7 protein-coding genes are annotated in these 15,970 nt (G+C 63.8%); all 7 read left to right on the forward strand.

What is annotated here, in order from left to right; genetic code table 11:
* The first annotated feature begins 113 nt into the window (after positions 1 to 113).
* From ABZ720_RS14490 to treY, 7 genes are read left to right on the forward strand one after another with little or no spacing between them, the layout of a single operon-like run.
* Positions 114 to 2,108, forward strand: a complete 1,995-nt coding sequence (locus ABZ720_RS14490) for an alpha-1,4-glucan--maltose-1-phosphate maltosyltransferase (protein WP_366556243.1) — start codon at positions 114 to 116, stop codon at positions 2,106 to 2,108.
* Positions 2,108 to 5,389 carry a maltose alpha-D-glucosyltransferase gene (gene treS / locus ABZ720_RS14495; protein WP_366556244.1) on the forward strand — a complete coding sequence of 1,094 codons (3,282 nt, stop codon included), beginning with the start codon at positions 2,108 to 2,110 and terminating at the stop codon, positions 5,387 to 5,389. Before ABZ720_RS14490 ends, treS begins: the two co-directional genes overlap by 1 nt.
* Complete coding sequence (glgB, locus tag ABZ720_RS14500) at positions 5,386 to 7,593, forward strand: 1,4-alpha-glucan branching protein GlgB (protein ID WP_366556245.1); 2,208 nt, start codon at positions 5,386 to 5,388, stop codon at positions 7,591 to 7,593. The genes treS and glgB overlap by 4 nt, the downstream gene beginning before the upstream one ends.
* 10 nt (positions 7,594 to 7,603) lie before the next feature.
* Positions 7,604 to 9,679: a glycogen debranching protein GlgX gene (gene glgX / locus ABZ720_RS14505; RefSeq protein ID WP_366556246.1), complete on the forward strand. Its 2,076-nt coding sequence runs from the start codon at positions 7,604 to 7,606 to the stop codon at positions 9,677 to 9,679.
* Positions 9,676 to 11,511 carry a malto-oligosyltrehalose trehalohydrolase gene (treZ, locus tag ABZ720_RS14510; RefSeq protein ID WP_366556247.1) on the forward strand — a complete coding sequence of 612 codons (1,836 nt, stop codon included), beginning with the start codon at positions 9,676 to 9,678 and terminating at the stop codon, positions 11,509 to 11,511. Before glgX ends, treZ begins: the two co-directional genes overlap by 4 nt.
* On the forward strand, positions 11,501 to 13,354 hold the full coding sequence (malQ, locus tag ABZ720_RS14515; RefSeq protein ID WP_366556248.1) for a 4-alpha-glucanotransferase: 1,854 nt from the start codon (positions 11,501 to 11,503) through the stop codon (positions 13,352 to 13,354). Before treZ ends, malQ begins: the two co-directional genes overlap by 11 nt.
* Entirely contained in the window at positions 13,351 to 15,921 is a 2,571-nt protein-coding gene (gene treY, locus ABZ720_RS14520; RefSeq protein ID WP_366556249.1) for a malto-oligosyltrehalose synthase, read from the forward strand. Before malQ ends, treY begins: the two co-directional genes overlap by 4 nt.
* Positions 15,922 to 15,970: the final 49 nt, after the last annotated feature.

A 15,970-nucleotide genomic window follows, 5' to 3' on the forward strand; every position in this document is an offset into this window, starting at 1 on the left:
TTGCCCCGCAATCGCAACCCCTGGCGCCGCACAGGCGAGCTATCCCGTTGCGGGAACCCCGATATGCCGGCCGCGTTCTGATCGACAAGAGGAGGCAGAACAGGGTGGCAGGCATGAATCGCGCAGGCGATGCACAGCTGAGAGACTTGGCGGCCCGTCGCATCGCCATCGAAACGGTCGAACCGGCAGTCGATCACGGCCGCTTCCCGGCCAAAGCGGTCATCAACGAGCCCGTCAGCATCGAGGCGGATGTCTTCTGCGATGGCCACGAAGTCATCGCCGTAGCGGTCGAGCACCGGCTGCGTAGCGCGAAGACGTGGCAGGAGAAGCCGATGCGCCTGCTGGTCAACGATCGCTGGCGCACCCAGGTGACCTTCGACGAACCGGGGCACCATGTCTTCCGCATCCTCGCCTGGCGCGATCTCTTTGCCACCTGGCGTGCGGACACAATGAAAAAGCAGGCTGCCGGCCAGGACATCGCCCTCGAACTCGAGGAGGGACGCCGGCTGATCGACTCTGCGGTTAGCAGTCCGCGGGCTGGCGGTCCGGCCGACCGCCAAAGCCTGGGAGCGACGCTGGAAGAACTGGTCGATGCACGCGATCCCGACCTGCTGGCGACGGCCTTGCTGGGCGAACAGACGGCTGTTGCCATGGCCCACTGCGCCGCTCGCATCAACCTGACGGTCAGCGAGTTCAGTTATCCGCTTTTCGTGGACCGGCCCAAGGCGGCCTTCAGCGCCTGGTACGAACTCATGCCCCGCTCCCAATCCGGGCAGGTCGACCGGCATGGCACGTTCGACGACGTCATTGCGCGGCTGCCCTACGTCCGGGATCTCGGCTTCGACGTGCTCTATTTTCCGCCGATCCACCCGATCGGCCGAACGCACAGGAAGGGGCGGAACAACACGCTTGAGGCCGGTCCGGGCGATCCCGGCAGCCCCTACGCCATCGGCGCGGAGGAGGGCGGACACGACGCCATTCATCCCGAACTGGGCACCTTCGAGGATTTCGAGCGGCTGTTGAAGGCCGCCCGCGAGCATGGACTGGAGATTGCGCTCGATTTTGCGATCCAGTGCTCACCGGATCATCCCTGGATCAAGCAGCACCCGGAGTGGTTCGACTGGCGGCCGGACGGCACCATCAAGTACGCCGAGAACCCGCCCAAGAAGTACGAGGATATCGTCAACCTGCACTTCTACCGGGATGCCTTCCCCGGCGTGTGGCACGCACTGCGCGACATTCTGCTCTTCTGGCAGGCAAGGGGCGTGCGCATCTTCCGGGTCGACAATCCGCACACCAAACCCCTGCCGTTCTGGGAATGGGTGATCGAGGAGGTGCGCGAGGTCGATCCGGGGGTGATCTTTCTCTCAGAGGCCTTCACGCGGCCCAAGATGATGAAGCGCTTGGCCAAGATCGGCTTCACCCAGTCCTACTCCTACTTCACCTGGCGCAACAGCAAGCAGGAGCTGACGGACTACCTCACGGAGCTCACGACAGAAGAGTGTCGCCACTACATGCGGCCGAACTTCTTTACCAACACCCCCGACATCAATCCCTACTACCTGCAGAGCAGCGGCCGGGCGGGCTTTCAGGCGCGCCTGATCCTGGCCGCCACGCTTGCCGGGAACTACGGGATCTACAGCGGCTACGAACTAGGCGAGGCCCAGGCGATCCCCGGCAAGGAGGAGTACCTTCACTCCGAGAAGTACGAAATCCGGGCCTGGGACTGGGACAGGCCGGGGCACATCAAAGGCGATATCGCGTTCATCAATGGGCTGCGCCGGCGGCACCCGGCGCTCAAGAGCTTCACCAACCTGCGCTTCTACAACGCCTGGAATGACGCCATCCTCTACTACGGCCGCTTTACCGACGACCTGAGTGATTTCCTGCTCTTCGCCGTCAACCTCGACCCCCACAACGACCAGTCCGCATACTTCGAGATCCCGCTGTGGGAGTTCGGCCTGCCCGATGATGCCTCTATGGAGGCCGAGGACCTGGTGCTCGAACAGCCCTTCCGCTGGAGCGGCAAGGTGCAGCACATGTTTCTAGACCCGAAGCAGCGCCCCTACATGGCCTGGCGTCTGATTGCGCCCGAGGTCCGGCGGTGATGCCGGCGGTGGACCAGGTCGCGCCGGCGGCGGCGTGGTACAAGGACGCGCTGATCTATCAACTCCACATCAAGGCCTTCTGCGATGCCAATGGCGACGGCATCGGTGATTTTCAGGGCCTGATCGAGCGGCTGGATTACATCGAACGCCTGGGCGTGACGACAATCTGGTTGCTGCCCTTCTATCCCTCGCCGCTGCGCGACGACGGCTACGACATTGCGGACTACCGGGCGATCAACCCCTCCTACGGCACGATGCGTGACTTCCGCCGCTTCGTCGCCGAGGCGCACCGGCGCGGCCTGCGGGTCATCACAGAACTGGTGATCAACCACACCTCCGACCAGCATCCCTGGTTCCAGCGTGCCCGCCATGCCAAGCGCGACTCTGCGGCGCGGCGCTTCTATGTCTGGAGCGACGACGATGAGCGCTATACCGGAACGCGCATAATCTTCCTGGACACCGAAACCTCGAACTGGACCTGGGACCCGGTGGCCGGCCAGTTCTTCTGGCATCGCTTCTACTCACATCAGCCGGACCTGAACTTCGACAATCCACGGGTGTTGAAGGAGGTCATTCGCGTGATGGGTTTCTGGCTGTCGCTGGGAGTGGACGGCTTGCGGCTGGATGCCATTCCCTACCTGGTGGAGCGCGAGGGCACCAATAACGAGAACCTGCCGGAAACCCATGATGTCCTGAAACGCATCCGCGCTGCGCTGGATGACGCCTATCCCGATCGCATGCTGCTGGCCGAAGCCAACCAGTGGCCTGAGGACACCCGGCCCTACTTCGGCGAGGGCGACGAGTGCCACATGGCCTTCCACTTTCCGCTGATGCCGCGGATCTACATGGCACTGGCCCAGGAGGACCGACACCCCATCACCGACATCATGCGCCAGACGCCCGATATCCCCGAGGGCTGCCAGTGGGCGATTTTCCTGCGCAATCACGACGAACTAACCCTGGAGATGGTGACCGACCGGGAGCGGGATTATCTCTGGCGGGTCTATGCCGAGGACAGGCGCGCCCGGATCAATCTCGGCATCCGCCGGCGGCTTGCACCCTTGATGCAGAACGACCGGCGCAAGATGGAGCTGATGAACAGCCTGCTGCTCTCCATGCCGGGTACGCCGGTCATCTACTACGGCGACGAACTGGGCATGGGCGACAACATCTTCCTGGGCGACCGCGACGGGGTGCGCACGCCGATGCAGTGGTCCATGGACCGCAACGGCGGCTTCTCCCGCGCCAACCCGCAGGCTCTCTACCTGCCGCCGATCATGGATCCGGTCTACGGCTACCAGACCATCAACGTCGAGGCGCAGGAGGCAGACCCCTCGTCGCTGCTGAACTGGATGCGGCGGATGATCGGGGTGCGCAAGCAGCACGCCGCCTTCGGGCATGGGGACTTCACGCTGCACTACCCGGCGAACCGTCGGATTCTGGTCTACACCCGCAGTCTGGACGACACGACGATCCTCTGTGTCGCCAACCTGTCGCGCTCGGCCCAGGCGGTGGAACTGGATCTTTCGGACTTTCGCGGCACTGTCCCCATCGAGATGATCGCGCAATCCGTCTTCCCGCCGGTGGGCGATCTACCCTACATGCTCACGCTGGCTGGCTATGGGACCTACTGGTTCCTGCTCGCGCACCCGGCTCAGCTTCCCGAGGGCCATGCGCCTGTGAGTGAAGCCATGCCGGAGCTTGTCACCCTGGCCCTGCGGGGTGGGCGACTGGAGCGCCTTCTCGAGGGCCGGGAAAAGCACTTGCTGGAAGCAGACGTCCTGCCGGCCTTCCTGCCACGTCAGCGCTGGTTTGCCGCAAAGGCGGAAACCATACGCAACACCCGCCTGCAGGCCATTGCCGTACTCGAAGCCGAGGCGGGGCTGCTCAGTCTGGTGGAAGTGGCCTTCAAGGAGGCGGAGAAGCAGCGATACCTGCTGCCCTTGAACAGCGTCTGGGGCGAGGATCAGGTGCAGTCAGGTGCACCCCTGCTTCCCGTGACTTTGGCCCGGGTTCGGAAAGGCAGCATGTTGGGGGCACTTATCGATGCTGCCTTCGATGAGCGCTTTGCCCTGCATCTGGTGAACTGCATGCGGCAGCAGGCGCACCAGCCGGTGGCCTCGGGTCTGCTGCGCTATCATGGCACGGAGGCGCTGGCGGAGATGACGCTCGATGAACCGCCCAAGCCCCTGGGCGTGGAGCAGAGCAACCTCTCCATTGCCTTCGGTCGGCAGGCCCTCCTCAAGCTCTACCGCCGCCTGCGCGCGGGCGAGCAGCCGGATGTAGAGGTCCCGCGCTTCTTGACGGAAGTGGCGGAGTTTCGCTCCACACCGGCACATCTCGGCATGATGGAGTTGGAAGAGGACGGCGGTGCCAGGACCGTCATGGCCAGCCTCACGGCCTTCGTGGAGAACCAGGGCGATGCCTGGGGCGTTTTCGTGCATGCGCTGGAGCGGATCATCGAGGACACGATCCTGCGGGCCGGCAGCGAAGAGACGCAAGGGGAGGGGGCGCCGGCGCTGGCCTATCCCCTCGACCTGCTGGAACGTCTGGGACAGCGCAGCGGCGAGCTGCATTGCGCGCTCGCCTGCGAGACCAGCGATCCGGCCTTCCGATGCGAAGCCGTTACCGCCCAGGATTGTCGTCGCTGGGCTAAGGAAGCGGAACAGGAGTTTCTTCAGGCTCTGGCCGCGCTTCGGCGCGCCGAAACCCATCTGCCTGCACATCTGCAACCCGCCTTGGGGCGGCTGTTCGCTGCGGAGGATTCGGTAAAGCAGCGGCTGAAAAGCCTGGCAGGTTTGCCGCCATCGGGAATGAAGTCTCGGATCCACGGCGATTTCCACCTCGGACAGGTGCTCGTTTCGAAACAGGATTTCGTCATCATCGACTTCGAGGGAGAGCCCCAACGTCCGCTGGAGGAGCGGCGGCAGAAGACGCTGCCGCTGCGCGATGTCGCCGGCATGCTCCGGTCCTTCGACTATGCTGCCTGGACCGCGGTGCGTCAGATCGCGGCGCGCTTGCCTGACCAGATCGGCGAGATGGCTCCCTTGGCCCGCCACTGGCGGGAACTCATGATCGAGCGGTTTCTTGCCGGCTACGGTCCGGCGGTTCAGGGCGCAGCGAACCAGCCAGAAAGTGACGATTTGCGCGCCGGTCTCTTGGAACTCTTTCTCCTTCAGAAGGGTTCCTACGAGGTCAGCTATGACCTTTCCAACCGTCCCGACTGGGTGGGCATTCCGATCATGGGCCTGCTTGAACTGATCGAAGGCACACCAGAATGACGTCGGCGGCAGCGGAGCCCTGGCGACTGTCCGACACCCACGCGGTGGCGGCGCTCGTTGCAGGGCGACACGGCGACCCTTTCGCATTGCTTGGCCCGCATGCTGTGGCGGAGGGCCTGGTGATCCGTGTGTTGCGGCCTGATGTCGAAAAGGTCTTCGCGATCGAACCGGGCGAGGGTGACGTCCTTGCGGAACTGGACCGGCGCCACGCCCGCGGCTTCTTCGAAGGATTGCTGGTCGATGCGCCCGCCGGTCGAGGCTATCGACTGCGGTGCCAGCAGAAGGGCGAGGTCTGGGAGGAAGAGGACTGCTACCGCTTTCCTTCGACCTTGGGAGAGTTGGATCTTCATCTTCTGGGGGAAGGTCGCCATCATCAGCTCTACGAAGTCCTGGGCGCCCATCCACTCACGTGTGAGGGCGTCGCGGGCACCCGCTTTGCCGTCTGGGCGCCCAATGCGAGCCGCGTCAGCGTCGTCGGCGCCTTCAATCAGTGGGACGGTCGCCGCCACCCCATGCGGCCCCATCCGGCCCAGGGCCTCTGGGAACTCTTTGTGCCGGCCGTGGCACCGGGCGCGCTCTACAAGTTCGAACTCCTCGGCAGCCAGGGCGAGATGCTTCCGCTCAAGGCCGATCCCTGCGCCTTCCGCAGTGAAGTGCCGCCGGCCACGGCCTCCATCGTTGCCGGTCTGCCCGAGCGGCAGTGGCGCGACGAGGCCTGGATGGAGCAGCGCCATGGACTACAGGACTGCAAAGCGCCGATCTCCGTCTATGAAGTGCATCTCGGATCCTGGCGCCGGCAGAGCGACGGGAACTATCTCAGCTATGATGAACTGGCCGAGAGCCTGCTCCCCTACGTGAAGGACCTCGGTTTCACGCACATCGAGTGCCTGCCGATCAGCGAACACCCCTTTTCAGGCTCCTGGGGCTATCAGCCCATCGGGCTTTACGCGCCGACAAGCCGGTTCGGTACACCGGAGGACTTCGCTGCTTTCGTGGATCGGGCCCACGGTGAGGGGATCGGTGTGATCCTCGATTGGGTTCCGGCCCACTTTCCGTCAGATGCCCATGGGCTCGCCACCTTCGACGGCACGGCGCTCTATGAGCATGCCGACCCCCGCCTTGGTTTCCATCGCGACTGGAACACGCTGATCTACAACTTCGGCCGGCAGGAGGTGGCAAACTTCCTGCTGGCCAACGCGCTCTACTGGCTCGATCGCTTTCACATCGACGCCCTTCGGGTCGATGCGGTCGCCTCCATGCTCTACCTGGATTACAGTCGCGACCCCGGCGAGTGGCTGCCCAACGTTCACGGTGGCCGGGAAAACCTCGAAGCCATTTCCTTTCTCCAGGAAACGAACACAGCGCTCTTCGCCGAACACCCCGGTGCCACCTCCATCGCCGAAGAATCCACCGCTTATCCTGGTGTCTCTCGACCGGTCTATGCCGGGGGGCTGGGGTTCGGCTTCAAGTGGAACATGGGCTGGATGCACGACACCCTGGACTACATGGGCCGGGATCCGCTCTTCCGACATCACCACCATGACCGCATGACCTTCGGCCTGCACTACGGCTTCTCGGAGAACTTCGTCCTGCCGCTCAGCCACGACGAGGTTGTGCATGGCAAGGGCTCGCTTCTGGGGCGCATGCCGGGTGACACCTGGCAGCGCTTTGCGAACCTCCGCGCGTACTTCACATTCATGTGGACCCATCCCGGCAAGAAGCTGCTGTTCATGGGCGGGGAGTTCGCCCAGATCCGTGAGTGGGATCATGACAGCGAGCTCGACTGGCCTTTGCTGGAGCAACCGCTGCACCGGGGCATGCAGGCTCTCGTAAAAGAGCTGAATCAGCTTTATCGCCGGGAACCCGCGCTTCACGAACTGGATTGCGAGCCTGAAGGTTTCGAGTGGATTGATGCCTCGGCGCCTGACCTCGGGACCTACATCTTTCTGCGCAGGGGAGGGGACGGCAGCCGGCCACTGGTCGTCGCGTGTAACTTCACGCCCCTGGTCCACGAGAACTTCCGGATTGGCGTGCCGCATGGCGGTGCATGGACCGAGCTCCTGAACAGTGATGACAGCCGTTATGGCGGGTCAGGCGTGGTGAACGGCGTTCTTCGCGCGGAAGAGCAACCGTGGCATGGCCGACCCGCCTCCATTTTGTTGCGTCTGCCGCCGCTCGGTGGCGTGATTCTGGCACCGGCATGAGGATCTCGGCATGCGCATTGAACCTGGACTGCCTTATCCCCTCGGTGCGACCTGGGATGGCGCCGGCGTCAATGTTGCGGTCTTTTCTGCCCATGCCGAGAAGCTTGAGCTTTGCCTGTTCGACCATCGCGGCAGTCGCGAGCGACAGCGTGTCGCCCTGCCTGAGCACACCCATGAAGTCTGGCACGGCTACTTTCCCGACCTCTTTCCCGGCCAAGTCTACGGCCTGAGGGCGCATGGCCCCTACGATCCGGGTCAGGGGCATCGCTTCAATCCCGCAAAGCTGCTGATCGATCCTCATGCCAAGCTGTTGATGGGCAACCTACGTTGGCACGATGCCTGTTTCGGCTATCGCGTGGGCTCGCCGCGACAGGACCTCTCGATTGATCGACGAGATTCTGCTTTCGTCATGCCGAAATGCGTGATCAGCGACACGGCCATGACCTGGGGCGAGGACGTGCGGCCCCAGCATTCCTGGTCGGATACGGTCATCTATGAAGCGCATGTGAAAGGCATGACCGCACGGCTGGATGACCTTCCCGAACAGCTGCGCGGCACCTTTGCAGGGCTGGCGCATCCCCGCGTGATCGAGCATCTGGTCAAGCTCGGCGTCACCGCCGTCGAGTTGATGCCCGTGCAGGCCTTCTTCGACGACCGCTATCTGGTGGAGAAGCGGCTCGTCAACTACTGGGGCTACAACACCATAGCCTTCTTCGCCGCCGCGCCACGCTACATCTCACCGCACGGCGGCGTGCACGAGTTCAAGCGGATGGTGCGCAAGCTGCACGCCGCGGGGATCGAGGTGATCCTGGACGTGGTCTACAACCACACTGCCGAGGGGAACGAGCTCGGCCCGACGCTGTCCTTTCGCGGACTGGACAATGCCAGCTACTACATCCTCGGCGACGATCCGCGCTACTACTACGACACCACCGGCTGCGGCAACACGCTGAACTTGAAGCACCCGCGGGTGCTGCAGATGGTGATGGATTCCCTGCGGTATTGGGTCGAGGAATGCCACGTGGACGGCTTCCGCTTCGATCTGGCAACCGCCCTGGGGCGGGAAAGGGACAACTTCGAACCCTCCTCGATCTTCTTCGACACGGTGCACCAGGATCCGGTGCTCTCGCGCGTCAAGCTGATCGCCGAGCCGTGGGATTTGGGGCCGGACGGCTATCAGTTGGGCAACTTCCCGCCGGGTTGGGCCGAGTGGAACGGGGCGTATCGCGACCAGGTGCGCTCCTTCTGGCGGGGCGATGAACACCTTGCCCCTGGGCTGGCTTCCAGCCTGCTCGGCAGCGCGGAGACCTTCGATCGCCGGGGGCGCAAGCCCTGGGCCAGCGTCAACTTCGTCACGGCGCACGACGGTTTCACGCTGGCCGACCTTTACGCATACGACGAGCGGCACAATGAGGCGAACCTGGAGGACAATCACGATGGGCACAGCGACAACCGCAGTTGGAACTGCGGCGTCGAAGGCCCGAGCGACGACCCGGAGATCCTTCACCTGAGGGCGCGGATGCGGCGCAATGTCATCAGCACCCTGCTGCTCTCTCAGGGAACGCCGATGCTGCTCATGGGCGACGAGATCGGCCGCTCGCAGCAGGGCAACAACAACGCCTACTGCCAGGACACGGAAATCAACTGGCTCACGTGGGAGGGCCTGGAGGAAGATGAACTGGCGTTCTGCGCCTTCGTCGCCAAGCTGGTCGCTCTGCGCTACAGGTACGAGCGATTACGCATTCCACACTTCCTCCACGGCCAACCGGTGGATGCGCGTTATCGTGATGTGACTTGGCTTGCGCCTTCCGGTGAGCCTCTGTCCCCAGAGGATTGGGAACAGGCTGAACTGCGCAGTCTGGCGCTGATGCACTGTGTGCGTGATGGCGATTGCCTGCTCATCCTGATCAACGCCGCGGCCGATGACATCGAGTTTCACTTGCCAGCACTCGAAGACCGCCACCATTGGCATCTGGTGATGCACACGGACAGCGGCGCCGGAGGTGGCTGGGAGGAACGGCGTCACCGCGGCCATGTCGTTGTAACGGCGCGTTCGCTCACCCTGTTGGAAAGCCGCCTGCAATGAGCGGGGGAAGCTTCAAACCCCACTGGGGCGCGCATCTAGGCACGGACGGACATGCCCACTTTTGCCTTTGGGCACCGGCTGTGGAGACGCTGGAACTGGAGTTGGGGTCCGGGGAAAGATTGCCCATGGCGGCAGTGGGGGGCGGCTGGTTCGAACTCGGCGTCAATGGACTGGCTGAGGGCGTGTCCTACTCCTTCCGCTTGCCCGACGGTCAGTGCGTGCCGGATCCGGCGGCGCGTGCGCAGCTGTCCGACGTGAACGGACCCAGCCTGCTGACCTCGAGCGCTTTTGACTGGCAATGTCAGACGTGGGTCGGCCGCCCCTGGGAAGAGGCCGTGATTTACGAACTGCACCCGGGGACGTTCACTGCCGACGGGACTTTTGCGGGCATCATCGAACAGCTGGATCACCTCGCCGACCTCGGTATCACGGCAATCGAGCTTATGCCGGTATCACAGTTCGCCGGCGAGCGTGGTTGGGGTTATGACGGGGTGCTGCTCTATTGCCCGCACAGGGCGTATGGCGGCGTGCAGGGCATGAAACGCCTCGTGGATGCAGCGCATCAGCGTGGCCTGATGGTCTTCCTGGACGTGGTCTACAATCACTTCGGCCCGGAAGGAAACCACCTCCCACGCTACGCGCCGGACTTTTTTGACCCCGAGCGGCAGACCCCCTGGGGGGCAGGGATTCACTATTCGGAGCCGGCTGTTCGTGCGTTTTTTCTCGATAACGCGCTGTACTGGCTCGCGGAGTTTCGCCTGGACGGCCTGCGCTTCGATGCCATCGATCATGTTATCGATCAAAGTGAGCCGTTCCTCCTGGAGGAGATGGCCGCGCGCATCCGCGAAAGCATTCCCGATCGTCACATTCATTTAATGACCGAGGATGAGCGGAACATCGTGGAACTCCATCCCTACGACGAGCGCAATCGGCCGCTGCTGCACACCGCCGAATGGAACGACGATTTCCACCATGCCGCCCACTGCCTGGCGACGGGTGAAACGGGCGGGTACTACGCCGCCTTTGCCGATGATCCTTTGGAAAGGCTGGGCAAAAGCTTGGCAAAGGGCTTTGTCTACCAGGGCGAGCCCTACGCGCCATGGGACGGCAAGGCACGGGGCGTCGCCAGCAGCGGGCAACCGCCGCAGGCCTTCGTTGTCTTCCTGCAGAATCACGATCAGATCGGCAATCGGGCTTTCGGTGAGCGCTTGACGCGCCTGACCGATCCCCAGACTTATGAACTGCTGCTGGCCGTCCTTCTGCTCAATCCCCAGGTGCCGCTTCTGTTCATGGGAGAGGAGTATGGCGAGACCAGGCCCTTCCTCTTCTTCACCGATTTCCACGGTGATCTGGCACATGCGGTGCGCGAGGGGCGAAGGCGAGAGTTCAAGGCATTTCCCGAGTTCAGTGACGAGAAGGCTGCCGCGATCCCGGACCCGAACGCTCCGGCGACCTTTGAAGCCTGCCGTCTGGATTGGGCCAAAGCCTCGATGCCGGAGGGGAAAGCGCGGGCGGAACTGGTGCGCGAACTGCTCGCCATTCGCAAACGAGAGATCAGCCCCCTCTTGCCCCACATGCGTTCCTTTCAGGGACGCATGGCCCGTTTGGCACCGGAGGCGCTGTACGTGTGCTGGCAAGTGCACGATGAACTGCTCTCGCTTCACCTCAATCTTGGCGCGGCAAGCTGCGTTGCCATACCTGGCAGAGGAACCGCGCGATTGCTGTACGAGAGCCGAGGCGGCAGCTTGTCCGCGCTCCGTCAGGGTCAATTGCCGGGGCATAGCCTGATCTTTACCCTGGAAAGGGCAGGGAGGCAGGAGAATGGCCTCTGAGCTGGACCGGCTGGCGGCAGCCTACGGCATCCTGACCCGCTACCGGGGGGTCGACGGACGTCTTCGGCATACGCCGGACGCCAGCGTGACGTCACTGCTCGACATTCTCGGCCACAGCTACGCTCCGCTGGAAGGCTTGCCGGTGCCGGAGGAGTCTTGGCCCCCGCCGCCTCGGGCACCCGAGGGCGTCAGGTGCTACTTGCCCGCCTTCCTGGGTCGCGGACGGGTGTGGGGGATGACCTGTCAGCTTTACGCTTTGCGTTCCCGGCGCAACTGGGGCATTGGCGATTTTGAGGATCTGGCGCGTCTGGGAGAAGCTGCGGCAGCCTGGGAAGCCGACTTCCTTGGCATCAACCCGCTTCATGCACTGTTCACCGCGGCGCCGGAGCGCAACAGTCCCTTTTTCCCGAGTGACCGCGGCTTTCTCAATCCACTCTACATCGCGGTAGATAGAATCAGCGGCTTCAATGCGGCCGAGGAGGACAACGCTGCGGCCCTTGCCACGCTTCGCGCCAAGCCGCTGCTGGACTATCGTGCCGTCAGCGCAATCAAGCTGCGCGCCCTGCGACGACTCTGGGAGCGGCAGCATCCCAGCGTGCCGGACGCCTTCGTTGAGAGGGGTGGGGAGGAACTGCGGCGCTTTGCGCTGTTCGAGGCGCTGAGTTGCTTCATGGTGGCTGAGGGCTTCGGTGCCGGCTGGACAAGCTGGCCCGCAGCCTATGACCACCCCGAAAGCCAGGCCGTTTCCCGCTTCGCGCGAGAGTATGCGGGTGAAGTGAAATATCACATCTGGCTGCAATGGCTTGCAGAAGAGCAGCTGTCCGCAGCCAGGCGACGCTTGAAGAGCGCCGGTATGCGGATCGGCCTCTATCTCGACCTGGCGATCGGCACGGCCCCGGATGGCGCTGCTACCTGGGCTGATCGCGGTTTGACGGTTGTTGGCGCGACTGTTGGTGCGCCGCCGGATCACTTCAATCCCGCCGGACAGAACTGGGGCCTCGCGCCCTTGTCGCCGACAGCGCTGTTGCAGAGTGATCTGAAACCGTTGCGTCGGGCTTATGACAGCGTTCTGAGGCAGGCAGGCGCTTTGCGGATCGACCACGCGATGGGCGTCTATCGACAATTCTGGATTCCGCAAGGCGCCCCACCGGCTGATGGAGCCTATCTGCTCTATCCCATGGATCGCATTCTGCGCGCCCTCGCTGACGCATCGGAGCAAGCCAGCGCAGTGATCGTTGGCGAAGACTTGGGCGTGGTTCCCGCAGGCTTTCGCGAAGCCATGACATCCATGCGCATTGCCGGCTATCGGCTGTTCTACTTTGAGCGCGGGAGACACGGCGGCTTCAAGGCCCCGGCTCGCTGGCCCCGGTCGGCGCTGGCCTGCCTGGGCAGTCACGATACCCCAACTTTCTCCGGGTGGTGGCGTGGTGAGGATCTGCGCTTGCGTCGCGCACTTGGACTGCTGGAGCGACAGGACACAGCCACGCTTGACGCCGAGCGGGCCGAGGAGAAGTGGCAAGTCCTGGAAGCACTCGCCGCTGAGGGCATCGAAGTGCGAGAGCTTGGTGAAAGCGAGCCACCCACCGTCGCCTTGCATTGCTTCCTGGCACGCACGCCCTGCCGCCTGATGGCCGTGCAACTTGAAGACCTGCTGGGAGTGGACAAGCAGGTCAATCTACCCGGCACCATCGATGAGCATCCCAACTGGCAACAGAGGATGCCCTGCGAGCTGGAGGCACTGGAGGAACGGCCGCTGTTCGGCGCAACGCTTGCAGCCCTCGCTGGCTTACGGCCGCGGCGAGATTCGCACCGAGATTCGCACCAATCGGCATACTCGCGATGACCGAGTTCCTTGCGACCTACCGTCTGCAGTTTCGCAGCGGCATGACCTTCGCGAAGGCGGCGGAGCTTGTGCCCTATCTGGCCGATCTGGGGGTTAGCCACCTCTATGCATCGCCGATCTTTGCCGCCGTACCCGGCTCGACGCACGGCTATGATGTTGTCGACCACCAGCAGTTCGATCCCGGTCTGGGAGGCGAGGAGGGTTTCCGGCTGCTTTCAGAGGCCATGCGCGATCATGGCCTGGGGCTGCTGCTGGATATCGTGCCCAATCACATGGCCGCTCACACGGCGAACCCCTGGTGGCACGACCTGCTGACCCACGGACAGGACAGCGCCTACGCACACTGTTTCGACATCGACTGGCGGGCACCGCGCCTGCTGCTGCCTCTGCTGGCGGAGCCCTATGGCGAGGCTCTGGCGGCGGGTCACTTTTCCCTGGTGTGGCATCAACAGAGCGATGAGGTGCAATTTCGCTATAGGGACCTGCACCTGCCTTTGCATCCGGCGTCGCTGGGTGTGGTGTGCGGTGCGAACCTGGACAGGCGCACCGCAGTGGAGCGGGTCTATCGTAACCCTGAACTACTCCACGCCCTACACGAAGCGCAGGTCTGGCGCCTGGCCCACTGGCGATTGGCGAGGGCGGCGCTGAGCTATCGCCGCTTCTTCGAGATCACGGATCTCGTTGGGGTCCGTGTGGAGGACCCGCGTGTTTTCGCAGCCGTTCATGCCCTGCCGTTGCGGCTGCTCCGGGAAGGCTCTGTCGATCGTTTGCGGATCGACCACATCGACGGGCTGGCAGATCCGAAGACCTATCTCTTTCGTCTCCGAGAGGCGAGTGGGCGCCACTCTGCCCTTGTGGAGAAGATCCTTGGTCCCGAGGAAAGCTTGCCGGAAGATTGGGCCTGTGCCGGCACTACGGGCTACGAAATGGGGGCAATGCTGACGGCCCTGCAAGTCGATCCGGCGGGTGAACCCATTCTGACCGAGGCCTGGTGTCGCTTCACCGGAGCCGGGGCCGACTATGCCGCGGCGCTTCGGGCCGCCAAGCGACAGATCCTGACCGACAATCTTGCGGCGGAATTGACGGCGCTCGTGGGTATGATGACGCAGATCGCGGCCGAGGATACGGCAAGCCGCGACCTTCCTGCGGATTCCCTGCGCAAAGCCATCATCGAACTGATGATCGCGCTGCCGGTTTACCGAACCTATATCGACACCGGCGGCCCCTCGCAGCGCGATCGCCGGCTGCTGCTGCAGGCTGCCCGCGAGGTGGTGTCCGATCGCCGGATAGAAGACAGGCGCGCACTGGGGTTCATCGTCGATCTGCTGCTGCAGCCGGTGAAAGAGGATCCCTGGCATGGCGGTGTGCGCCGGACCTTCATTCAACGCTTTCAGCAGACCAGCGGCCCCCTGATGGCCAAGGCGGTGGAGGATACCCACTTCTACCGTTTCAATCGCCTCATTGCTCTCAATGAGGTGGGGGCGGAGCCGGTGCGCTTCGGGCTGGACAGCGATCGCTTCCATGAAGCCATGCGCCGACGCCAGGCTCAGGGAGCCGGCGCGCTTTCGGCCACTGCGACCCATGATACCAAGCGTGGAGAGGATGCCCGTGCGCGCCTTGCCGTGTTGAGCGAGATGCCGTCGGCTTGGGCCGAGGCGGTCGAGCGCTGGCGTGCTGCTGCATCACCCCTCTGGCCGGCGCCGAGGGACTCCGGCTTGCCGGACCGGTCGGTCGAGTGGTTGTTCTACCAGGCCTTGCTCGGCGCCTGGCCCCCGGAACTTGCCCTGGACAACGAGGCAGGCCTGCAGGACCTGGCCGAGCGGAGCGTGGGCTTCATGATCAAGGCGATGCGTGAAGCCAAGGAGCATACGAGCTGGACCGCGCCGAATCGTGCCTACGAGCGGGGGGTGGAAGTCTTTGTAAGAGGGCTGTTTTCGCCGGCCCAGCGTCCGCTGCTGCGGGACATTCGGGCCACCATCGCGCAGACGGAAACGGCCGGGGTGGTGAACTCTCTGGCGCAGCTTACCCTGAAGCTGACGCTGCCCGGTGTCCCGGACATCTACCAGGGCACAGAACTCTATGATTTCAGCATGGTCGACCCGGACAATCGCCGGCCCGTCGACTTTGTCCGCCGGATGCACCTGCTGGAGGAGGCCAAGGCACTCACGGCGACGCAGGTGATCGAACGCTGGCGCGAAGGCTTGCCGAAGCTCTGGTTGCTTACGCGCCTTCTGGGCCTGCGCCAGGCGAGGCGGGCGCTGTTCCAGGATGGGCGCTATGAGCCGCTCAGGGTCGAGGGCGATGAAGCGCAGCACGTATTGGCCTTCTCGCGCAGCCTGCCCGATAGCAGGCTCGTCGTGGCGGTGCCGCGGCTGGTGCTGCGACACCTTCTGCCCGGTCAACTGGCCTGGAGTCCCGGTGCCTTTGCCCGTACGTTTCTTTGCCTGTCGAGCGGGTCGGTTTTGCGCATGCTCAGCGGCCGCCGCGTGCCGGACGGTCGTATAGCCCTGGATCGGCTGTGGCGCGACTTTCCGGTGGCGGTTGCCTGGACCGACGCTGGCACTTGACCTTTGCCCGCCGCCGGATAGAGTGCCGGCCTCATTCCTGGGAACGCGG

This window comes from Aquibaculum sediminis (genome assembly GCF_040712085.1).
GTDB classification, from domain to species: Bacteria; Pseudomonadota; Alphaproteobacteria; order Kiloniellales; family DSM-21159; genus Aquibaculum; species Aquibaculum sediminis.